The sequence below is a fragment of the Streptosporangium sp. NPDC006013 genome, from assembly GCF_040614275.1.
Classification (GTDB): Bacteria; Actinomycetota; Actinomycetes; order Streptosporangiales; family Streptosporangiaceae; genus Streptosporangium.
Window position 1 is genome coordinate 1 of record NZ_JBEXUE010000059.1, and the last position, 19,656, is coordinate 19,656.

General features: G+C 68.2%; 21 protein-coding genes. 18 read left to right on the forward strand and 3 right to left on the reverse strand.

Translation table 11 applies throughout. The features are described from left to right. The 12 genes from ABZ260_RS12145 to ABZ260_RS12200 all read left to right on the forward strand — a co-directional run. A partial coding sequence (locus ABZ260_RS12145) for a hypothetical protein (protein WP_355615997.1) occupies positions 1-286 on the forward strand: 286 nt, incomplete at its 5' end. A 152-nt stretch (positions 287-438) separates the two neighbouring features. Further along, positions 439-864 (forward strand): hypothetical protein, encoded by a 426-nt coding sequence (locus ABZ260_RS12150; RefSeq protein ID WP_355615999.1) that lies wholly within the window; start codon positions 439-441, stop codon positions 862-864. A gap of 62 nt (positions 865-926) precedes the next feature. Next, positions 927-1,151, forward strand: coding sequence for a hypothetical protein (locus tag ABZ260_RS12155; protein WP_355616001.1), 225 nt, complete (start codon positions 927-929; stop codon positions 1,149-1,151). A 67-nt stretch (positions 1,152-1,218) separates the two neighbouring features. Beyond that, positions 1,219-2,007, forward strand: coding sequence for a F0F1 ATP synthase subunit A (gene atpB, locus ABZ260_RS12160; RefSeq protein ID WP_355616003.1), 789 nt, complete (start codon positions 1,219-1,221; stop codon positions 2,005-2,007). A gap of 65 nt (positions 2,008-2,072) precedes the next feature. Then, the gene (gene atpE, locus ABZ260_RS12165; RefSeq protein WP_326636525.1) at positions 2,073-2,297 is read left to right on the forward strand and encodes an ATP synthase F0 subunit C; all 225 of its coding nucleotides are present in this window, start codon (positions 2,073-2,075) and stop codon (positions 2,295-2,297) included. A gap of 31 nt (positions 2,298-2,328) precedes the next feature. After that, complete coding sequence (locus ABZ260_RS12170; protein ID WP_355616005.1) at positions 2,329-2,877, forward strand: F0F1 ATP synthase subunit B; 549 nt, start codon at positions 2,329-2,331, stop codon at positions 2,875-2,877. After that, positions 2,877-3,686, forward strand: coding sequence for a F0F1 ATP synthase subunit delta (locus tag ABZ260_RS12175; RefSeq protein WP_355616008.1), 810 nt, complete (start codon positions 2,877-2,879; stop codon positions 3,684-3,686). Before ABZ260_RS12170 ends, ABZ260_RS12175 begins: the two co-directional genes overlap by 1 nt. A gap of 23 nt (positions 3,687-3,709) precedes the next feature. After that, positions 3,710-5,359 carry a F0F1 ATP synthase subunit alpha gene (gene atpA / locus ABZ260_RS12180; protein WP_355616010.1) on the forward strand — a complete coding sequence of 550 codons (1,650 nt, stop codon included), beginning with the start codon at positions 3,710-3,712 and terminating at the stop codon, positions 5,357-5,359. A 3-nt stretch (positions 5,360-5,362) separates the two neighbouring features. Continuing rightward, the gene (locus tag ABZ260_RS12185) at positions 5,363-6,265 is read left to right on the forward strand and encodes a F0F1 ATP synthase subunit gamma (protein ID WP_350924696.1); all 903 of its coding nucleotides are present in this window, start codon (positions 5,363-5,365) and stop codon (positions 6,263-6,265) included. Position 6,266: 1 nt separating this feature from the next. Beyond that, entirely contained in the window at positions 6,267-7,694 is a 1,428-nt protein-coding gene (gene atpD, locus ABZ260_RS12190) for a F0F1 ATP synthase subunit beta (RefSeq protein WP_350924698.1), read from the forward strand. Positions 7,695-7,762: 68 nt separating this feature from the next. After that, a complete protein-coding gene (locus tag ABZ260_RS12195; RefSeq protein WP_355616012.1) occupies positions 7,763-8,182 on the forward strand; it encodes a F0F1 ATP synthase subunit epsilon in 420 nt (139 codons plus the stop codon). A gap of 44 nt (positions 8,183-8,226) precedes the next feature. Further along, the gene (locus tag ABZ260_RS12200) at positions 8,227-8,640 is read left to right on the forward strand and encodes a DUF2550 domain-containing protein (protein ID WP_350924702.1); all 414 of its coding nucleotides are present in this window, start codon (positions 8,227-8,229) and stop codon (positions 8,638-8,640) included. A gap of 33 nt (positions 8,641-8,673) precedes the next feature. Here ABZ260_RS12200 and ABZ260_RS12205 read toward each other — a convergent pair whose 3' ends face one another. Next, positions 8,674-9,264, reverse strand: a complete 591-nt coding sequence (locus ABZ260_RS12205; RefSeq protein WP_350924704.1) for a cob(I)yrinic acid a,c-diamide adenosyltransferase — start codon at positions 9,262-9,264, stop codon at positions 8,674-8,676. Between the two features lie 68 nt (positions 9,265-9,332). On the opposite strand from ABZ260_RS12205, the gene ABZ260_RS12210 reads away from it, so the two are divergent. The 6 genes from ABZ260_RS12210 (at position 9,333) to ABZ260_RS12235 (ending at position 16,779) form a co-directional block, all read left to right on the forward strand. Continuing rightward, positions 9,333-12,485 carry a S41 family peptidase gene (locus tag ABZ260_RS12210; RefSeq protein WP_355616014.1) on the forward strand — a complete coding sequence of 1,051 codons (3,153 nt, stop codon included), beginning with the start codon at positions 9,333-9,335 and terminating at the stop codon, positions 12,483-12,485. Between the two features lie 94 nt (positions 12,486-12,579). After that, positions 12,580-13,638 (forward strand): ABC transporter ATP-binding protein, encoded by a 1,059-nt coding sequence (locus ABZ260_RS12215; RefSeq protein ID WP_355616016.1) that lies wholly within the window; start codon positions 12,580-12,582, stop codon positions 13,636-13,638. A gap of 2 nt (positions 13,639-13,640) precedes the next feature. Continuing rightward, entirely contained in the window at positions 13,641-14,438 is a 798-nt protein-coding gene (locus ABZ260_RS12220) for an ABC transporter permease (protein WP_355616018.1), read from the forward strand. 139 nt (positions 14,439-14,577) lie between these two features. Beyond that, on the forward strand, positions 14,578-15,678 hold the full coding sequence (locus ABZ260_RS12225; protein WP_355616050.1) for a histidine kinase: 1,101 nt from the start codon (positions 14,578-14,580) through the stop codon (positions 15,676-15,678). Continuing rightward, a complete protein-coding gene (locus tag ABZ260_RS12230) occupies positions 15,675-16,268 on the forward strand; it encodes a response regulator transcription factor (protein ID WP_350924715.1) in 594 nt (197 codons plus the stop codon). Before ABZ260_RS12225 ends, ABZ260_RS12230 begins: the two co-directional genes overlap by 4 nt. 193 nt (positions 16,269-16,461) lie before the next feature. Beyond that, complete coding sequence (locus ABZ260_RS12235; protein WP_350924717.1) at positions 16,462-16,779, forward strand: STAS domain-containing protein; 318 nt, start codon at positions 16,462-16,464, stop codon at positions 16,777-16,779. 115 nt (positions 16,780-16,894) lie between these two features. On the opposite strand, the gene ABZ260_RS12240 is transcribed toward ABZ260_RS12235, so the two are convergent. Then, complete coding sequence (locus tag ABZ260_RS12240; protein WP_355616020.1) at positions 16,895-17,476, reverse strand: TetR/AcrR family transcriptional regulator; 582 nt, start codon at positions 17,474-17,476, stop codon at positions 16,895-16,897. A gap of 151 nt (positions 17,477-17,627) precedes the next feature. Beyond that, a complete protein-coding gene (locus tag ABZ260_RS12245) occupies positions 17,628-19,109 on the reverse strand; it encodes an aldehyde dehydrogenase family protein (RefSeq protein ID WP_355616022.1) in 1,482 nt (493 codons plus the stop codon). Positions 19,110-19,656: the final 547 nt, after the last annotated feature.

Genomic DNA, 19,656 nt, shown 5'->3' on the forward strand with positions numbered 1-19,656 from the left:
GCCTCTCGCAGAGCTGCCCCAGTGTCTCCTCGACGCTGGGCGGCCTGCCGTCCGCGCCGCGGCTCCCACGGGATTCAGCGGTCCCACCGAGGAGCCGGGGCGGCAGGTGTGGCCGGGCGAGCCGCAGGCCCGGGTCCGGCCCCACCCCTACCCCTCGGAGACGCCGGGGCCCCGTCCGGCCGTCAGCGGCGACGACGGCGACGGCACCGCCACGCTCTCGGCGCTGCCCGACCTGTCACTCACCGCTCCCCGCCAAGGTTTCTCAAACCCTGAGACGCGGCGTTGAGCGGTCCACGTCAGCTTCTTGATCGTTCACTTGAAACGGCAGGTAAAGGCGCTCTTCCATGAGCTTGTGATAGCTTTCACTAACGGATCCATGGTTCAGCTGGATCTTCGAGGTAGCAATCGCTCGCTTGATAACAGTCACTGGGAGTGCCGATGCAGGCCAATGACGTGCGCGTCCTCAAAGGGGCCGTGATACCCACCGCCGCCGCGGGTGCGGTCGTCATCCTCACGGCGGCTCTGCTCTCCGGTGCCAAAGGGGCCCTGGGGGCCACGATCGGCCTCCTGGTGGTGGCGGTCTTCTTTACGGTCAGCCTGGTCGCGGTCTCCTCCGCGAGCCGGGTCTCTCCCGTTGTGATGATGGTCACCGCGATCGCCACCTACGCGGTGAAGGTCCTGATCATCATGGCGCTCCTCAAGATGTTCGAGAGCGCCACGGCGTTCGAGCCGCGTGCCTTCGGCTGGTCGGCGATCATCTGCACCGTCGTCTGGACGGCCGGCGAGATGCGGGGCTTCGTGAAGACGAAGATGCTCTACGTCGACCCGGGCGCCGCTGTCCCCGGACAGGGCGGCCCCCGATGAGGCGTATCATGACCGGGCGGCGGGACCCGATATGACTAGTCATCTCCCCGGCTGCTATTGTCATGCCCGCAATGAGCGAACAAGAACGCAGGCCCGAGAGCGATGGCCGCGACTTCGCCAACGCTGCCTGGTCGGTTCCCAGCTACATTCTCTCCGGGATCATCCTGTACGGCGGCGGCGGTTGGTTGCTGAGCCGTTGGACTGGCGTGGCCGTGTTCACACCGATCGGAGTGATCGTCGGTGCCGTTCTCGCCATCTACCTGGTCTACCGGAAATACGGTCGCTGACCTCGCGCGGCGGTCGCTTCGCTGAGGAAGCAGTCTTGATCCACTACCACGTTGAAGGGAACGCCGCGTGAAGGCGCTGACGGTCCTCGCCGCCGACGAGTTCAAGGCCCCGGGGCTTGAGCTGTTCGATCTCCCCCCGATCATTCCCGGCGTCACCTGGTTCACCAAGCCGGTGCTGCTCGCCCTGCTGAGCTCGCTCGTGGTCATAGCCTTCTGCTGGTCGGCCTTCGCCAACCCGAAGCTGGTGCCCCGGGGCATCCAGAACATCGGTGAGTACGCCTACATGTTCGTCCGCGACCAGGTCGCCCGTCCCTTTCTGGGCAAGGACGCCGACCGCTGGATGGGCCTGCTGCTGAGCCTGTTCTTCCTGGTCTGGATCTGGAACCTGATGGGGGTCATCCCCTTCCTCCAGTTCCCGGTCGTCTCGCACATCGGCTTCCCGATCGCCCTGGCGATCAGCGTCTACGTGCTGAAGATCTACCTGGGTATGAAGCACCAGGGAGGGCTCGGCTACTTCAAGAACATGATGTTCCCCCCCGGCCTGCCCAAGCCGATCTACCTGCTGCTCGCGCCGATCGAGTTCCTCTCCAACATGATCGTGGCGCCGTTCACCCACGCGGTGCGACTCTTCGCCAACATGTTCGCGGGCCACATCATCCTGGCCTTCTTCAGCGCCGTCGGTTTCTGGTTCCTCTTCGAGCAGCTCACGCCGCTCGGCGCCCCGGTCGGTGTGGTCGGCGTCATCATGACGATCGCGATGACCGGGTTCGAGATGTTCATCCAGTTCCTGCAGGCCTTCCTGTTCGCGCTGCTCGCCGCGATGTACATCGGCGGCTCGCTGCACGCCGAGCACTAAGACCCTTCTTCTCCAGTTCAGACCGGTGAGACCCGTTCACCGGCCATCTTGTAAAGGAAACAGCAATGAGCATCCTCGCTGAGGTCTCCGGCAACATCGGCTCCATCGGTTACGGACTCGCCACGCTCGGCCCCGGCATCGGTGTCGGTCTCATCTTCGGTAACGGTCTGCAGGCCATCGCCCGCCAGCCCGAGACCTACGGCCTGATCCGCCAGAACATGCTGCTGGGCTTCGTGCTCGTCGAGGCGCTGGCGCTGATCGGTCTTGTCGCGCCGTTCATCTACGGCTGATCGAAAACACCTCTGACGGAAGGCTGCATCGATGACTACCGCAGCTAAGCTCCTGGCGGCCGAGGGCACCACCAGCCCGATCATGCCGCACCTCTACGAGCTGGTCGTCGGCGGTTTCGCGTTCTTCGTCGTCCTCTTCGTCGTCGGTAAGATCCTCACCCCGCGAATCCAGAAGACCCTGGCCGAGCGGACCGATGCGATCGAAGGCGGCATCAAGCGAGCCGAGGACGCCCAGACCGAGGCCCAGGCGCTGCTCAAGCAGTACAAGGACCAGCTCGCCGAGGCTCGTCACGAGGCTTCCCGCCTCCGTGAGGAAGCTCGCGAGCAGGGTGCGCAGATCAAGGCCGAGCTCCGCGAGGAGGCGCAGGCCGAGGCCCGCCGTCTCGTCGAGGCCGCGCACCTGCAGATCGAGGCCGACCGTCAGCAGGCGTTCGCCCAGCTCCGTGCGGAGCTCGGTCGTCTGTCGATCGATCTGGCCGGTCGTATCGTCGGCGAATCCCTTGAGGACGAGGCGCGCCAGCGCCGCACCGTGGACCGGTTCCTCGAGGAGCTCGAGTCGAGCAGCGCGGCGGTCCGCTGATGAGAGGTCTGAGCAGGGCTTCGCTGGCCGAGGTCGAAGAGCGCTTCAACGCCGTCGCGGGAAGCGCCGACCTCGGCACGCTGGCCGACGAGCTCTTCTCGGTCGCCGACCTGTTCGACCGTGAGCACGGGCTCCGCCGCAACCTCTCCGACCCCGCCCGGCCCGCGGCCCAGAAGGCGCAGGTCATACGGGTGCTGCTGGAGGGCAAGGTCAGCGATGCCGCGCTGGAGACGGTCGCCGCGGCCGTGTCCGCGCGGTGGGCCCGTTCCGGAGACCTGGCCGACGCCCTTGAGCGTCTCGGTGTCATCGCGGCCTCCGCGGAGGCCGAGGCACAGGGCAGGCTCGACGATGTCGAGGACGAGCTGTTCAGGTTCGGGCGCATCGTCGCCTCGAACCTGGAACTGCACCGGACCCTGACCTCCACGGCGGCACCGGAGCAGGCCAAGCGGGAACTGCTGGGCTCCCTGCTCGCCGACAAGGTCGCCCCCACCACTCTCCGCCTGGTCACGCAGCTCGTGGTACACCCGCGAGGACGTAGCCTGGACAGTGGCCTTGAGGAGTTCGGAAAGCTGGTCGCCGCCCAGCGGCAGCGCCTCGTCGCGGTGGTGCGGAGCGCCATCGTGCTCTCAGAGGAGCAGAAGCAGCGTCTCGCCACGTGGCTGCGCACCTCGTACGGCCGCGACGTTCATCTGAACGTCGAGGTGGATCCGCGGGTGCTGGGAGGGTTCTCGGTGCACATCGGGGACGATCTCATCGACACCACCATCGCGGGACGAATCGAAGAAGTCCGCCGCCGGTTGGCCGGCTAGGCGAATAGGGAGACTGAAGAGAGATGGCGGAGCTTACGATCCGGCCGGACGAGATCCGGGACGCACTTGAGCGCTTCGTCCAGGCGTACGAGCCGGAAGGCGCCGCGCGTGAGGAGATCGGGACCGTCGTCGACTGCGGCGACGGTATCGCCCATGTCTCCGGCCTTCCCTCGGCGATGGCGAACGAGCTGCTTGAGTTCGAGGACGGCACGCGTGGCCTGGCACTGAACCTGGACGTCCGGGAGATCGGTGTCGTTGTTCTGGGCGACTTCAGCAAGATCGAGGAGGGCCAGTCGGTCCGCCGGACGGGCGAGGTCCTGTCCGTGCCGGTCGGCGACGGCTTCCTCGGCCGAGTGGTCGACCCGCTGGGCATTCCGCTGGACGGCAAGGGTGCCATCGAGTCCGAGGGTGTTCGTCCCCTCGAGGTTCAGGCGCCTTCCGTCGTGCAGCGCCAGCCGGTGAAGGAGCCCCTCGCCACCGGCATCAAGGCGATCGACGCGATGACCGCGATCGGCCGTGGCCAGCGCCAGCTGATCATCGGTGACCGTGGCACCGGCAAGACCGCGATCGCCGTGGACACCATCCTCAACCAGCGGGAGAACTGGCTCTCCGGCGACCCGGACAAGCAGGTCCGCTGCGTCTACGTCGCGGTCGGCCAGAAGGGTTCCACGATCGCCCAGGTCAAGGCTCGCCTTGAGGAGGCGGGCGCGCTGGAGTACACCACCATCGTCGCCTCTCCGGCGTCCGACCCGGCCGGTTACAAGTACCTCGCCCCCTACACCGGTTCGGCCATCGGCCAGCACTGGATGTACCAGGGCAAGCACGTTCTCATCGTTTTCGACGACCTGACCAAGCAGGCCGACGCCTACCGCGCGGTCTCCCTGCTGCTCCGTCGCCCGCCGGGCCGCGAGGCCTACCCCGGTGACGTCTTCTACCTGCACTCCCGCCTCCTGGAGCGTTGCGCGAAGCTGTCGAAGGAGATGGGTTCCGGCTCGATGACCGGTCTGCCGATCATCGAGACGAAGGGCAACGACGTCTCGGCGTTCATCCCGACCAACGTCATCTCCATCACCGACGGCCAGGTCTTCCTGGAGACGGACCTGTTCAACGCCGGTGTCCGTCCCGCCATCAACGTCGGTGTCTCGGTTTCCCGAGTCGGCGGCTCGGCCCAGACCAAGGCGATGAAGTCGGTCGCCGGCACGCTGCGCCTGTCGCTCTCCCAGTACCGTGACCTGGAGGCCTTCGCCTCCTTCGCCTCCGACCTGGACGCGGCGTCCAAGGCTCAGCTGGAGCGCGGTCAGCGCCTGGTCGAGCTGCTCAAGCAGCCGCAGTACAGCCCCTTCCCGGTCGAGCACGAGGTCGTCTCCATCTGGGCCGGCACCACCGGTGAGCTCGACGAGGTCCCGGTCGAGGACATCCGCCGTTTCGAGGCGGAGTTCCTGGACTACATCGGCCGAGAGAAGAAGGGCATCTTCGACAGCATCCGAGAGACCAAGGCCCTGTCCGAGGACACGGTCACCGCTCTCAAGGACGCCGTCACCGCGTTCAAGAAGACCTTCGAGACCGCCGCGGGCGAGCTGCTGGTCAACGAGGAGCCGGTCGAGGCGCTCGGCGCCGAAGAGGTCGGCCAGGAAAAGATCACCAAGCGCGTCCGTACGGCTGAGAAGAAGTAGCCGATGGGTGCCCAGCTAAGACTGCTGCGGCGGCGGATCAAGTCGGTCAAGTCAACGGCGAAGATCACGCGCGCCCAGGAGCTCATCGCTTCATCGCGTATCGTGAAGGCGCAGTTGCGGATGCAGGCGGCGGTGCCGTACGAGCGCGAGATCACTCGCGCCGTGACGGGCGTCGTCAGCAACACCGCCAGCGTCGACCACCCGCTGACCGTGGAGAAGGAGCGGCCGGCCAGGGCCGCCGTGCTCATCGTCACCAGCGACAGCGGCTTCTGCGGCGGCTTCAACGCGAACATCCTGCGTGAGGCCGAGGCCCTCGGCGGTCTGCTGAAGGACAGGGGCATCGAGCCCGTGCCCTTCGTGACCGGCCGCAAGGGTGTCGCCTGGCACAGCTTCCGTGGCCGCGAGATGAGCGGGCAGTGGACGGGGTTCTCCCGTAAGCCCTCCTACTCGGACGCCAAGGAGATCGCCGGCGTGCTGATCGACTCGTTCTCGGCCGAGGACGGGGTGGACGAGATCCACATCGTCTCGACCCAGTTCGTCTCGATGCTGACGCAGGAGGTCGTGATCAAGCGAATCCTGCCGTTGGAGGTCGAGGAGACCGTCGAGCCGGTGGACAGCACGCCGTTGCCGTACTTCGAGTTCGAGCCCAGCGCGGCCGATGTTCTCGACACGCTGCTGCCGCGCTATGTGGAGTCGCGCATCTTCAGCGCGCTGCTCCAGTCGGCGGCCTCGGAAGAGGCGTCGCGTCGCCGGGCGATGAAGTCGGCGACCGACAACGCCAACGAGCTCATCCGAACGTTCACCCAGCAGATGAACCAAGCTCGCCAGGCCGAGATCACCCAGGAAATCAGCGAGATCGTCGGTGGCGCGAGCGCGCTGGCTGACTCCGCAGCGGGGAAAGAGTGAAATGACTGCACAGACTGTTGAGACCGGCGTGGGCCGCGTCGCGCGGGTCACCGGTCCCGTCGTCGACGTGGAGTTCCCCGTCGAGGCGATGCCCGAGATCTACAACGCGCTCACCACCGAGGTCACCCTCGGCGGGGAGACCAGGCTGCTGACCCTGGAGGTCGCCCAGCACCTGGGTGACAACCTGGTCCGGGCCATCTCCATGCAGCCCACCGACGGTGTGACCCGTGGCGCGGCGGTGACCGACACCGGCGCGGCCATCTCCGTACCGGTCGGCGACGTCGTCAAGGGCCACGTGTGGAGCACGCTCGGCGAGGCACTGGACGTGCCCACCGCGTCGCTCAAGATCGAGGAGCGCTGGGGCATCCACCGCCCCTCGCCCGCCTTCGACACCCTTGAGTCGCGCACCGAGATGCTGACCACCGGCATCAAGGTCATCGACCTGCTCACCCCGTACGTGCAGGGTGGCAAGATCGGCCTGTTCGGCGGCGCGGGCGTGGGCAAGACCGTTCTGATCCAGGAGATGATCCGCCGGGTCGCCCGCAACTTCGGTGGCACCTCGGTGTTCGCCGGTGTCGGCGAGCGTACCCGTGAGGGCAACGACCTCTGGCTGGAGATGGAGGAGGCGAACGTCCTCAAGGACACCGCGCTCGTCTTCGGCCAGATGGACGAGCCCCCGGGCACCCGTCTGCGCGTCGCGCTCTCCGCGCTGACCATGGCGGAGTACTTCCGTGACGTGCAGAAGCAGGACGTGCTGCTCTTCATCGACAACATCTTCCGGTTCACCCAGGCCGGCTCCGAGGTGTCCACCCTGCTCGGCCGCATGCCGTCCGCGGTGGGTTACCAGCCGACCCTGGCCGACGAGATGGGTGTTCTGCAGGAGCGCATCACCTCGACCCGCGGTCACTCGATCACCTCCATGCAGGCGATCTACGTCCCCGCGGACGACATCACCGACCCGGCCCCGCACAACGCGTTCGCGCACCTCGACGCGCAGACTGTGCTCTCGCGGCCGATCTCGGAGAAGGGCATCTACCCCGCGGTGGACCCGCTCGACTCCACCTCGCGGATCCTCGACCCGCTGATCGTGGGCGAGGAGCACTACCGCGTGGCTCAGGAGACCAAGCGGATCCTGCAGAAGTACAAGGAACTGCAGGACATCATCGCGATCCTCGGTATCGACGAGCTCTCCGAAGAGGACAAGGTCACCGTCAACCGGGCCCGTCGCATCGAGCGCTTCCTGTCCCACCCGATGTACGCCGCCGAGGCGTTCACCGGTCAGCCCGGAGAGAACGTGCCGCTGGACGAGACCATCGCCTCGTTCAAGGGTCTGTGCGCCGGCGACTACGACCACCTGCCCGAGCAGGCGTTCTTCATGGTCGGTGGCATCGACCAGGCCGTGGCCAAGGCCAAGGAACTCGCCCGCTAGTCGCCTTCGGTGCCGGTACGGTCACGCGGTCGTACCGGCACCTGGTTCGATAGGGAACTGGAGAGAAAGTGGCGAAGCTGCGAGTAGGCGTCGTCTCCCCGGAGCGGGAGATCTGGTCCGGCGAGGCCGACATGGTGATTGCCAAGACCGTCGACGGCGAGATCGGTATCATGCCTAAACACGCACCCGTGCTCGGCGTTCTCGTCGAGGGCGGGCTGCTGAAGATCAAGCGAGGTGACGGCGAGGCCGATCTCGTCGCCGCAGTCCACGGAGGATTCCTCTCGGTGGCCGACGACGAGGTGTCGATCCTGGCCGAGATCGCCGAGCTTGGTTCCGAGATCGACATCGCCCGGGCCAGAAGCGCGCTGGAGCGGGCTCAGGCCTCGGTCGAGTCCGGCCAGGAAGATGCGGACGCGGCCGCCGAGGCCGCCGCCGAGGCCAAGCGTGCCAGGGCCCGGCTGCGCGCGGCCGGAGAAGAAGTCGGATAAATTCGGCTTCTTAGCGGTAAGGGTTTGTTGGGGGGCGGGCAGACATGGTGGTGCTGGACGTACTCATCGTGGTGGGGCTGCTCGTCGCCCTCCTGGCGCTCAGGGTGCTCATACTGACCCGCTTCCGAGGGTCGGTGCTGTGTTGCCTGCGCCCCATGTCGAGGGAGCGGGGGTGGCGGGTCGGAGTGGCCCGCTATGCCGACGGCCACCTCAACTGGATCCCACTCATAGGTCTGCTTCCAAGGCCGCGCCACGTCATCGTGAGGCGCGGCCTTGTCGTTTCCGGCCGTCGTAAGGTCGGCTCCGGTGAGTTCTTCGGGTTCATCGAGGGGGTGACGGCGCTTGAGTGCCGCAACGGGCAGAGCGCCTTCGAACTCGCCATGGGATACCGCGCACTGACCGGTTTCGTGGCCTGGCTGGAGTCCGCCCCGCCCAGCGCCCATCTCGACGTCGCCTGATCCTCCGCGCCCTGTCACCGGGCGGCGGGCCCCTCAGCGGGTGCCGCCGGGCTTCCAGAGGATCTCGTCGCCGCCTGCGGCCACCCGGCAGAGGATGAACATCAGGTCGCTCAGCCGGTTGAGGTACTTCGCGGTCAGCGGGTTGACGTCGTCGTGGGCCTCCAGTGCCGACCAGACGGTCCGCTCGGCCCGCCGGACCACGGTCCTGGCGACGTGCAGCCAGGACACGGCCGGGGTGCCGCCGGGCAGGATGAAGCTGCGCAGCGGCTTGAGGCGCTCGTTGAACTCGTCACAGCGCGCCTCAAGCCATTCGATGTAGGAGGGCTCGACCCGCAGCGGCGGGAACTCGGGGTTCTCCGTGATCGGGGTGCAGAGGTCGGCCCCGACGTCGAACAGCTCGTTCTGGATCCGGGTGAGAACGGCGGTGACGTCCGCCTCCAGGGAACCCGTGGCCAGTGCCACGCCGATCGCCGCGTTGGCCTCCTCGACGTCCGCGTAGGCGGCCAGGCGCGGGTCGGTCTTGCGGGTACGGCTCATGTCGCCGAGCGCGGTCGTGCCGTCGTCCCCGGTACGGGTGTAGATCTTGGAGAGCACCACCGGGTTGTCTCTGTCAGCTCGCGTCATGCCGTCCAGCTTATCGGGGGGCGAAAATTGTCCCCGATTCACCTGATAGTCGACAATATGATTTGTTAATGGTTTCTGGTTTCTACCTGCGATTCCCACACCTCTCCCACGAGACACTGACGTTCGTCGCGGACGACGACGTCTGGGTGGCTCCGGCGGATGGCGGCCGGGCGTGGCGCCTCTCCGCCGACCGGGCTCCCGCGAGCCATCCCCGTCTCTCACCTGACGGCACCAAGGTCGCCTGGACCAGCGTTCGCGACGGCGCCCCCGAGATCTACCTGGCGGATCTGGACTCCGGATCCGCCGAGCGGCTGACCTACTGGGGGAACGCGCGGACCCGCGCGCGCGGCTGGACACCGGAGGGAGAGGTCCTCGCGATCAGCGCGACCGGCCAGCCGTTCCTCTGGCAGACCTGGGCCTACGCGCTTGGCGACGGAGTCGAGCGGCTGCCGTACGGTCCGGTCAACGACCTCTCGGTCACGGAAGACGCGGTGGCACTTCTCACCGCGGCGCTCGCCCGTGATCCGGCGACCTGGAAACGCTACCGGGGCGGTACGGCGGGCCGGCTGTGGGTGCGGCGGGGAGAGGGGGACTTCACCCGGATCCTGACCGATCTGAACAGCCAGCTGGCCGATCCGATGCTCGTCGGGGGACGGCTCGCCTTCCTCTCCGACCACGAGGGCGTCGGCAACCTCTACTCCTGCGAGCTGGACGGCACCGGCCTGCGCCGCCACACCGACCACGAGGCCTTCTACGCCAGGCACGCCACCACCGACGGGAGGCGGATCGTCTACCAGAACGCCGGTGACCTCTACCTCCTGGACGATCTTGACGCCGAGGCCCGCAAGCTCGACGTCACGCTAGGCTCCCCGCTGCGGGGGCGGCAGCCCTACCAGGTCAACGCGGGCAGGCGGCTGCACGACCTGGCCGTGGACGCCACCGGGCGGGCCAGCGTGGTGGAGGTCCAGGGGACGGTGCACTGGGTGACCCATCGGGACGGCCCGGCACGGCAGCTCAGCACCGGCCTGTCGGCGGGGCGGCCCCGCCTTCTCGGCGACGACCAGGTGGTGTGGGTCTTTGACGACGGTGAGATCCAGGGACTGGAGATCGTCCCCGCAGGGGGCGGAGAGAGCCGCAGGATCGCTGCGGGCAAGCTGGGCGAGGTCGCGGACCTGGCCGTCGCACCCGACGGGAACACGATCGCGGTGAGCGCCAGGGACGGGCGGCTGCTCCTGGTGGACGTGGCCTCCGGCGAGGTGGTGGAGCTGGCGAGGGCCGCCGGTGAGATCCAGGGCCTCGCCTGGTCGCCGGACTCCGGCTGGCTGGCCTGGTCACACCCGGACAGCGAGCATCTGCGCAGGATCAGGCTGGCCAGGGTGGCCGACCGGGCGGTGACCGATGTCACCGATGGCAGGTTCGCGGACATCTCGCCCGCGTTCGCCGGGGACCACCTGGCGTTCCTGTCGCGGCGTGGCTTCGACCCGATCTATGACGCGCACTCCTTCGACATGTCCTTCCCGCTCGGCTACCGGCCCTATCTGGTGCCGCTGGCCGCCTCCACGCCGTCCCCGTTCGCGCCCAGCTCCGCGGGGCGGCCCGTCGCCGACTCCGGTGACGACGACAAGCGGGACGAGGCCGCGATCACCGTGGACCTGGACGGCATCTCCGCCAGGGTCGTGCGGGTGCCGGTCCCCGAGGGACGGTATTCGAACCTGCGCGCGGTCAAGGGCGGGTTCGTCTGGCTGCGCGAGCCGCTGGCGGGGGAACTCGGCGAGGACCGGGACGAGGTGGGGAGTGAGGCGCCCCGGGCGGCGCTGGACCGTTACGACCTGGACAAGCGCAAGTGGGAGGAGGTGGTCGACAAGCTCGACTGGTATCGGGTGAGCGGTGACGGCACGCAGCTCGTCGTCAGTGACAAGGGCACGCTCACGGTCCGGCAGGCCAGTGGCAAGCCGGGCGTCAAGAACGGCGACGAGACGACCATCGACCTGTCCAGGATCCGGATCACCGGAGATCCCCAGGCCCTGCGCCGGCACGCCTACGCCCAGGCGGGCCGCCGGATGCGCGCCGACTTCTGGGTCGAGGACATGGCCGACGTCGAATGGGAGGCCGTGCTGGAGGAGTACCGGCCGCTGGTGGACCGCGTCGCCACCGCCGACGACTTCGCCGACCTGCTCTGGGAGGTCGTGGGGGAGCTGGGCAGCTCGCACGCCTATGTCGACGCGGCGGCCTGGGGTTACCTGGCCTCGGAGCCGGTCGGCTTGCTCGGTGCCGATCTCTCCAGGGGAGCCGACGGCCGCTGGCAGGTGGACACGGTGTTGCCCGCCGAGTCCTCCGACGTGCACGCCCGCTCGCCGCTGGCCGGGCCCGGGGCGGCGGTCATGGAGGGAGAGACGCTGCTCGCGGTCGACGGCCGTCCGGTGCCACCGGAGGGTCCCGCCCGGCTGCTGGTCGGCGCCGCGGACAAGCCGGTCGAGCTGACCCTGGGCGGTGGCCGGAGGGCGGTCGTCACGCCGCTCGGCGACGACAGGCGCCTGCGCTACCAGCACTGGGTGGCCGGGCGCCGGGCGCGGGTCAGGGAGCTCGGCGGCGGCCGTCTCGGCTACCTGCACATCCCGGACATGGTCGCCGAGGGCTGGGCGCAGTTCCACCGCGACCTGCGCAGGGAGATGACCTTCGAGGGGCTGGTGGTGGACGTACGGGGCAATCGAGGTGGCCACACCTCCGAGCTGGTCATCGAGAGGCTGATCCGCCGGGTCATCGGCTGGGACCTGCCCAGGGGCATGACGCCGATCACCTATCCCGAGGACGCGCCGCGCGGCCCGCTGGTCGCGATCGCCAACCAGAACGCCGGATCCGACGGCGACATCGTCACCGCGGCCTTCAAGATCTACAAGCTCGGGCCGGTGGTGGGCACCCGCACCTGGGGTGGCGTCATCGGCATCGAGGGCAGCCACCGGCTGGTCGACGGGTCGCACATCACCGTGCCCAGGTACTCCTTCTGGTTCGAGGGGCTCGGCTGGGGGGTGGAGAACTACGGCGTCGATCCGGACGTCGAGATCGACATCAGCCCTGACGACTGGGCGGCGGGCAGGGATCCGCAGATCGAGGAGGCGGTACGGCTCGCGCTGGCCGCGCTGGACGAGCGCCCGGCGGCGACCCCGCCCGACGCCTCCACCCGGCCGTCCCGTCGCCGCCCCGCGCTGCCGCCCCGCCCGTAGTTGACATTTGTCATCTAAAAGATCTTAAAGATCATATTTTTCCAGTGATATTGGCGACTACCTGCTCAAACGCGGGAAGACGACGATTGTCGCCATGAGAACACCACAGGTGACGGATCCGCCCGGCGCCGCGACCGCCGGCCTCGACAACGTGATCGAGGTCGGCGGGCTCCGGCAGGCGTACGGCGACTTCGAGGCGGTGCGCGGCGTCTCCTTCAGCGTTCCGAGGGGCGAGCTGTTCGCCCTGCTCGGCACGAACGGCGCGGGCAAGACCACCACCGTGGAGGTCCTGGAGGGGTTCAGAGCCGCGACCGGCGGTACCGTCCGAGTGCTTGGACTCGACCCGGTCGGCCAGCGCCGCCGACTGCGGCCCCGGGTGGGGATCATGCTGCAGGAGGGAGGGTTCATCGGTGACCTCACGGTTGCCGAGACCGTCGGCCTGTGGAAGGGGCTGAGCGAGGACGCGGGCCGGCCGGTCACCCTCTCCGGCACCACAGAGCCGCCGGTGGGCTCCGGCCTGCTGGGGCGCTTTCGGGGCGTGGACCGGCAGACCATGGGCGCGCTGGAGTTGGCCGGGCTGGAGAGGAAGGCCAGGACGAAGGTCCGGCAGCTCTCCGGCGGCCAGCGGCGCAGGCTCGACCTCGCGCTGGCAGTGATCTCCCGGCCGGAGGTGCTCTTCCTGGACGAGCCGACCACCGGGATGGACCCCGAGGCGCGCCGCGCCACCTGGAAGGTGATCGAGGACCTGCGGGTGGGGGGCACCACGGTGCTGCTCACCACCCACTACCTGGAGGAGGCCGAGCGTCTCGCCGACAGGCTGGCCATCATGCACGAGGGCCTGATCCACCTGCACGGCACCGTCGAGGAGGTGGTGGCCGGGGCCGGTGACCGGGTCTCTTTCCGCCTTCCCGGCATCGCCTGGAGCTTCGACGATCTCCCTCGGCTGGACGGCGCGGCCCCCGTGCTCACCTACGGCGGCGCCACGGAGGTCGCCTACACCCTGACCGCCGGGCGGCCAGAGATCCGCGCGCACGAGGCGGTCCGGCACCTCCTGGCCTGGGCCGACGTACGGGGCGAGAGCCTGGAACGGCTGGCCGTACGGCGCGGAACCCTGGAAGACGCCTTCATGCGAGTCGCCGGAGAGGTCAAGTAGTCATGAGGATCGACGTTCTGCACGCGGTACGGCTCGCCAGGCTCGACCTGACCCTGATAGGCAGGAACACCACGGTCCTGTTCAACGTACTGTTGCTGCCGTTCCTGATGGCCTGGGTGTTCACCCAGACCGTCGGTGACGCGGAGATCGACGGTGTGGCCGGAAGGCTGTTCGTGCTGACCGGGGTGCCGGGGTTGATGCTGGTCTTCGCGGTCTTCGTCAACCTGGTGAACTCCTTCACCGCCCGGCGTGAGGAACTGGTGCTCAAAAGGCTGCGCGCCGGCCAGCCGTCCGGTCTGGCGATCCTCGGTGGCAGTGCTCTCGGGGCGCTGGTGCTCTATCTCGGCCAGGTGCTGCTGCTGGCCGTCTGGATCCAGCGGTCCGAGGGCGTCACGGTGGCCAACGTGCCGCTGCTCGTGACCGCCGTGGTCCTGGGGGTCCTGCTGTTCGGCCTGCTGGGCGCCGCTTTCTCGGGGATCACGCCCAACGCCGAGGTCGCCCAGGTCACGGTGCTTCCGGTGCTCCTGATCGTGCTCGTCGGCGCCCCGATCGCCTTTCCCTCCGACGCGCTGCCCGGCACGCTGGGCACCGTCTCCGCCCTGCTCCCGGCGACCCCGGTCGTGGAGATCGTACGCACCGCTTTCCTGGGCGGGGACCACGTCTCCGGCGGTGGGGAGGCGTTGAGCACGGCTGGGCAGTGGGCGGCCGCACTGCCCTCACTGGCGATGCTGCTGGCCTGGATCGCGGTGGCGGGGCTGCTGGCCCGGTGGCTGTTCCGCTGGGAGCCTCGGCGCGGATAACGTTGATTACGAAATGTCATCCGAAACTAGCCGGAAAGGGATGAGGTGTCTCGGACGCCTCATCCCCTTCGCGTTTCCCCGGGGGAGGAAGCGGTCACACCTCCAGCGGCTCCGCCGGATGACCGTTCTCTCCTTGAGCATGGGTATCGTCATGGCCTGGGCCGGTCCCCTGGGCGCGCTGGCGAAGGTGGACGGGCGGCTCCCGCTCACCCCACTGCTTGTCGGGGTGCCCGGCCTGGTGGTTTTCACAGTCCTCTCCCTGCGGATCCTTCAGGCGGCGGTGGCGGGGAGCACCGCCGGAGGCGCGATCCTCACCTCGGCCATGGTCGCGGTGGTCCTCATGCTGACCCAGGACGGCCATCTCTGGTCCTGGGGGCTGCTCGCCCCGGCATGGGCGTCGGGTGCCGCGCTGCTGCTGAACAGGTCCGCCACGATCGCCGCCTGCGTCGCCGCGGCCGTCGTCGGCCCGCTTCTCACGTCACCGGTCGCCGATCTCGCCAACGTGTTCGCGCCGCCGTACGCGGACGATCCCCGCCCCCTCCTCATCATCTACCTCGTGGTGAGTGTGGTGGCGCCGTGGACGAACCGGTTCCAGCTCTGGTTCTGGCAGGTGGTCAGGGCCGCCGAGGAGGGCAGGGAGGCGCAGGCCAGGCTGGCCGTCACCGAGGAGCGGCTCCGTTTCTCCCGTGACCTGCACGACCTGGTCGGGCACAGCCTCACCGCGATCGCGGTCAAGAGCGAGGTGGCCGTCAAGCTGTCGAGGGTGGACATCGGGCGTTCCACCGGGGAGATGGAGGAGGTGAGGACCTTGGCGCGGCAGGCGCTCAAGGAGATTCGCGCGGCGGTGCGCGGCTACCGGACCGTCGATCTCGCCGCCGAGCTGCGCGGGGTGATCGCGGTGCTGGAGGCGGGCGGTGTCCGCTGCACGCTGAAGGAGCCGGGTGATCAGGTGCCTGAGGAGGCGGCCACGCTGCTGGCCTGGGTGGTGCGCGAGGGCACCACCAACGTGCTGCGGCACAGCTTCGCCACCAGGTGCCGGATCGCGATCACGATCCAGGGGGGGAACGCCGTGCTGGAGATGACCAACGACGGGGTGGCCGAGTTGGACGGCGTCGGCGGCACCGGTCTCATCGGGCTGTCGGAGCGGGTAACCGCCACCGGCGGATCCGTCACGGGAGGTCCGGGGGGCCCGGGGGAGTTCAGGCTGCGGGCGACGGTTCCGCTGGAGGAAGCACGATGATCCGGGTACTGCTGGCCGATGACGAGCACCTGGTCAGAGGGGCGATCGCCACCCTGCTGGGCCTGGAGCCGGACATCGAGGTGGTGGCCGAGGTGGCCAGGGGGGACCTGGTGGCCGAGGCCGTGAGGGAACACCGGCCCGACGTGATCGTGCTGGACATCGAGATGCCGGGGATGGACGGGCTGAGCGTCGCCGAGACGTTGCCGGGCCACGCGGTGCTGGTGCTGACCAGCTTCGGCAGGCCCGGCTACCTGCGGCGGGCGCTCGCCGCCGGGGTGCGTGGCTTCATCCCCAAGGACACCCCCGCCGATGAGCTGGCGAAGGCGATCCGCAAGGTCTGGTCGGGAGGGCGCTACCTCGACCCGGAGATGGCCGCCTCGGCGATGATGGCCGGTGAGAGTCCTCTCACCGAGCGCGAGCGCGGCTCCCTGGAACTGGCCGCGCGGGGAGCCTCGGTCGCCGAGATCGCCGCCTCGCTCCACCTCACCCAGGGCACCGTGCGCAACTACCTGTCCAGTGCCATCACCAAGCTGGGGGCGAGCAACCGGATCACCGCCATCCGGGCGGCTCAGCAAAAAGGTTGGCTTTGAACCGCGTTTTATCCGTTGATTCGGGCAAGGGGTTCTCATGCGGGTAAGAAGGGGGAATTCTGACGCGGGGAGGTTCGCGCCTTCTTACACGCTGTGGCAGCATATGAATGCGGTGCGTGATCGACTGGCTGCGGTGACGCACCGCCGTTGTGCCCGGTCACGTCTCTTTTGTGGCCAGGTGTGAGGAGGAGGCATGCGCGTCCCTGGTAACCCCCAGGCCCAGGTGGTCAGCGTCGGGGCCCGTCTCGACGTGGGAACCGTCACCGGAGTGCGCCCGCGGCTGCACGAGGCGGTCGACTCCGGGCGCGGCGACCTGATCGTAGATCTTTCCGGGCTGGAAATGATCGACGCCACCGGGCTGGGGGTGTTGGTGGGCACGCATCGCCGCGCTGTGGGCGCGGAACGCCGCCTCATTCTCAGGAGGGTGCCGCCGAGGATCATGCGGGTGCTGGCGGTGACCCGGCTCAACCGGGTCCTGACCGTCGAGCACCCCATGGCCGCGGTGGCCTGATCCGGTCGCCCGCCGGAATTCGGGACACCGGCGGCACCGGAACATATCGGAGGACGGGCCGGCTGAGGCCCGTCCTCGTCTCCGCCTCGTCGAGGTCGTACCGGAGGTGACCGGGTTACCCGGTGAAAGACCGGTAGAAGATGTGAACGGCAGTGCTGATCATGCTCTCGGTCGAGGGCGGGTCGTCGGCCAGCACCCACTCGATGAGCAGCTCCTGGATCGCTCCGATCATGCCCAGCGCGAGCAGGTGCCGGTTGGCCTTGACCGCCTCCGGCAGATCGGCGACGTTCAGCTCGATCATGTCGGTGAAGGCCGTGACGGCCAGCTGCCGTGAGCTGACGAGGCAGTCACCTGCTCTGCGCACCTCCAGATGCATGATCCTGGCGCGACGCCTGTCTTCGGTGACGAAATTGATGTACCCGGAGATTCCCGCCTCGACCCGGGTGGCCAGGGTGTCAGGGGCCTGCTCTATGGACTTCGCCACCGACTGCAGCGTCTCGTGCACGCATCGGTCGTGCACGGCCCGCATCAACTCGTTGCGTCCGGAGAAGCATTCGTAGAAGGCGCGGTTGGAGATGCGTGCCGCGGCGCACAGCCTCTCAATCGTGGTTTCGGGGAATCCTGGATCGGAGTAGAGGTTGTACGCCGCGGAGATCAGACGTTCCCGGCGTTCTGCCAGTCGCTCCTCCGCTGACATTCCCCGATATGACCGTCCGTTCATGTCAAGTACCTGAACGTCGGTATGGGGTTGACAAATAATCGCTTTATCACTTCCACCTCATGGCTCTGGCCCCCAGAATCAACCATTATGGGTGCAAGATCCTTTTTGTGGAAGGGGCATTGTGCTATTACCTACGTCGTCCATGCAAGAAGGTAACAAGCCTGACTAGCCGGTCAAGTTCCTTCTGGCTACGGGTGAACGAGGTGATGTTCATCCCGGGCAGCGCGAAGCGCCGGCGGGAGACGGCCTTGGGGCGGGCGAACTCCCGCAGCCCGTCCGCGCCGTGAATACGGCCGAATCCGGAGTCTCCGACCCCGCCGAACGGCAGCGCGGGGATCGACGCGAAGGAGATGATCGAATTGATGGCGGTCATCCCGCCGCGCATCCGGCGAGCGAGATCCAGAGCCCGCCGGGTGTTTCCCGAGAAAACGGTCCCGGCCAGGCCGTACGCGGTGGCATTGGTCTTCTCCAGCGCCTCCTCCACATCGGCGACCCGCTTCACCGTCACCGTCGGGCCGAACGTCTCCTCGCGGACCGCGGAGGAGTCCTCGGGCACGTCCTCGACGATCACCGGGTCGACGAAGGGCGCCCGGACCGAGCCGGTCCCGCCCAGCACGGCCCTGCCGCCCGCGACCGCGTCGTCGATATGCCGCCGGATGATGTCCAACTGGGCGGGCATGGTGATCGGGCCGTAGTCGCGCCCGGCCTTCACCTGACCGGCCCGATCGGTGAGTTCCTTCATGAAGGCGTCGTAGACCGCGTCCACCACGTAGATCCGCTCCACCCCGACGCAGGTCTGGCCCGCGTTGGACAGCGCGCCCCACAGCGCCGCGTCCGCGGCGGCGGGCAGGTCGGCGTCGGCGTCCACGATCAGCGCGTCCTTGCCGCCGCACTCGGCGACCAGCGGCGTCAGGTTCGTCGCGCACGCGGCCATCACCCGCTTGGCGGTGGCGGTCGAGCCGGTGAAGGCGATCTTCGCCACCCCGGGGTCCCCCGCCAGGGCCGCGCCGGTCTCGCCCAGCCCGGTGACGGTCTGGAAGACCTGGTGCTCCGGCACCGCCTCGGTGAACAGCGCGGCCAGTAGCACGCCCACGCCCGGGGTCAGCTCGCTGGGCTTGAACACCACGGCGTTCCCCGCGGCCAGCGCGTAGGCGATCGATCCCATCGGGGTGAACACCGGGTAGTTCCACGGCCCGATCACCCCGACCACCCCCAGCGGCAGGTACTCCAGGGTGGCCGCGATGTTGGCGCCGACCAGTCCGGGGGAGACCCGTCGCATCCCGAGCACCTTGTGCGCGTTCCTGGCGGCCCAGTCGAGGTGGGTGATGGCCAGGACGACCTCCAGGGTGGCGTCGGCCTCCGGCTTGCCCGTCTCCTCATGGACGAGGCGGGCGATCCTGGTCAGATCACGCGTGAGGATCGCCTTGTAGTCGAGCAGCCGGCGCCTGCGCTCGGCCCGGTCCAGCCCGGCCCACCACGCGGCGGCGATCCCGGCCTCCGCCACGGCGGCGCGCACCGCCGCGGCGTCCTGGATCGGGTGGGTGCCGACGACGGCACCGGTGGCTGGGTCGAGGGAGTCGAAGGTGCGCTGTCCGGTCGCCGTGGTCAAGGTCGTCTCCTCTGTGCCGTGACGGATGCCCTGGAAGGCGAAACGCCGCTCGGGGAAGGTCGGCGCCCGCCGGAAAGGCGAGACGCGCGGCACCCGCCGCCCCGGCTGCGGGCAGCGGGCGGTACGGGCACGTTCCGCTCACGATAGACCGGAAGTCGTTGCACAGTAAACTATTACTTACAAGCTGGGCTGTCCACTTGCCGGGATGGCGTCCGTCGCCCGGTGCCGCCGGTCATCGATACCTCCGGTGGGGATCCCCATCGGTTTCGGTGTCCGATGCGACTCGAGCGACGAGACCGTCAGTGCGGAGACGTGCATGGCCCCGAATTCTGTGGAACGCATCTTCGCCAGGAAATTCTCCGGACTGTCACTGGTGACCTTCAAGGGCGCCGGTATCTGCGAGATGTGGTCATGTCAGAAGTCGAAGCGCTTCCCCACGGGAACGTCCCCGGTATGTATCGCGTTTTGCGCAGTTCCCCCTGTACGCGAAATGATGTTCTAAAAACACTATCAATCGCTGACAGTCGGTGTCATGCGATATGTGACG

What these genes read in the sequence shown, in the direction of transcription:
- ABZ260_RS12200 (WP_350924702.1), top strand. Translation starts at nt 8,227, where the DNA reads ATGGTGGTGCTGGACGTACTCATCGTGGTGGGGCTGCTCGTCGCCCTC.
- ABZ260_RS12220 (WP_355616018.1), top strand. Translation starts at nt 13,641, where the DNA reads ATGAGGATCGACGTTCTGCACGCGGTACGGCTCGCCAGGCTCGACCTG.
- ABZ260_RS12210 (WP_355616014.1), top strand. Translation starts at nt 9,333, where the DNA reads ATGGTTTCTGGTTTCTACCTGCGATTCCCACACCTCTCCCACGAGACA.
- ABZ260_RS12205 (WP_350924704.1), bottom strand. Translation starts at nt 9,264, where the DNA reads ATGACGCGAGCTGACAGAGACAACCCGGTGGTGCTCTCCAAGATCTAC.
- ABZ260_RS12215 (WP_355616016.1), top strand. Translation starts at nt 12,580, where the DNA reads ATGAGAACACCACAGGTGACGGATCCGCCCGGCGCCGCGACCGCCGGC.
- ABZ260_RS12185 (WP_350924696.1), top strand. Translation starts at nt 5,363, where the DNA reads ATGGGTGCCCAGCTAAGACTGCTGCGGCGGCGGATCAAGTCGGTCAAG.
- ABZ260_RS12150 (WP_355615999.1), top strand. Translation starts at nt 439, where the DNA reads ATGCAGGCCAATGACGTGCGCGTCCTCAAAGGGGCCGTGATACCCACC.
- ABZ260_RS12240 (WP_355616020.1), bottom strand. Translation starts at nt 17,476, where the DNA reads ATGTCAGCGGAGGAGCGACTGGCAGAACGCCGGGAACGTCTGATCTCC.
- ABZ260_RS12155 (WP_355616001.1), top strand. Translation starts at nt 927, where the DNA reads ATGCCCGCAATGAGCGAACAAGAACGCAGGCCCGAGAGCGATGGCCGC.
- atpE (WP_326636525.1), top strand. Translation starts at nt 2,073, where the DNA reads ATGAGCATCCTCGCTGAGGTCTCCGGCAACATCGGCTCCATCGGTTAC.
- ABZ260_RS12230 (WP_350924715.1), top strand. Translation starts at nt 15,675, where the DNA reads ATGATCCGGGTACTGCTGGCCGATGACGAGCACCTGGTCAGAGGGGCG.
- ABZ260_RS12175 (WP_355616008.1), top strand. Translation starts at nt 2,877, where the DNA reads ATGAGAGGTCTGAGCAGGGCTTCGCTGGCCGAGGTCGAAGAGCGCTTC.
- ABZ260_RS12170 (WP_355616005.1), top strand. Translation starts at nt 2,329, where the DNA reads ATGACTACCGCAGCTAAGCTCCTGGCGGCCGAGGGCACCACCAGCCCG.
- atpD (WP_350924698.1), top strand. Translation starts at nt 6,267, where the DNA reads ATGACTGCACAGACTGTTGAGACCGGCGTGGGCCGCGTCGCGCGGGTC.
- ABZ260_RS12225 (WP_355616050.1), top strand. Translation starts at nt 14,578, where the DNA reads ATGGGTATCGTCATGGCCTGGGCCGGTCCCCTGGGCGCGCTGGCGAAG.
- atpA (WP_355616010.1), top strand. Translation starts at nt 3,710, where the DNA reads ATGGCGGAGCTTACGATCCGGCCGGACGAGATCCGGGACGCACTTGAG.
- ABZ260_RS12235 (WP_350924717.1), top strand. Translation starts at nt 16,462, where the DNA reads ATGCGCGTCCCTGGTAACCCCCAGGCCCAGGTGGTCAGCGTCGGGGCC.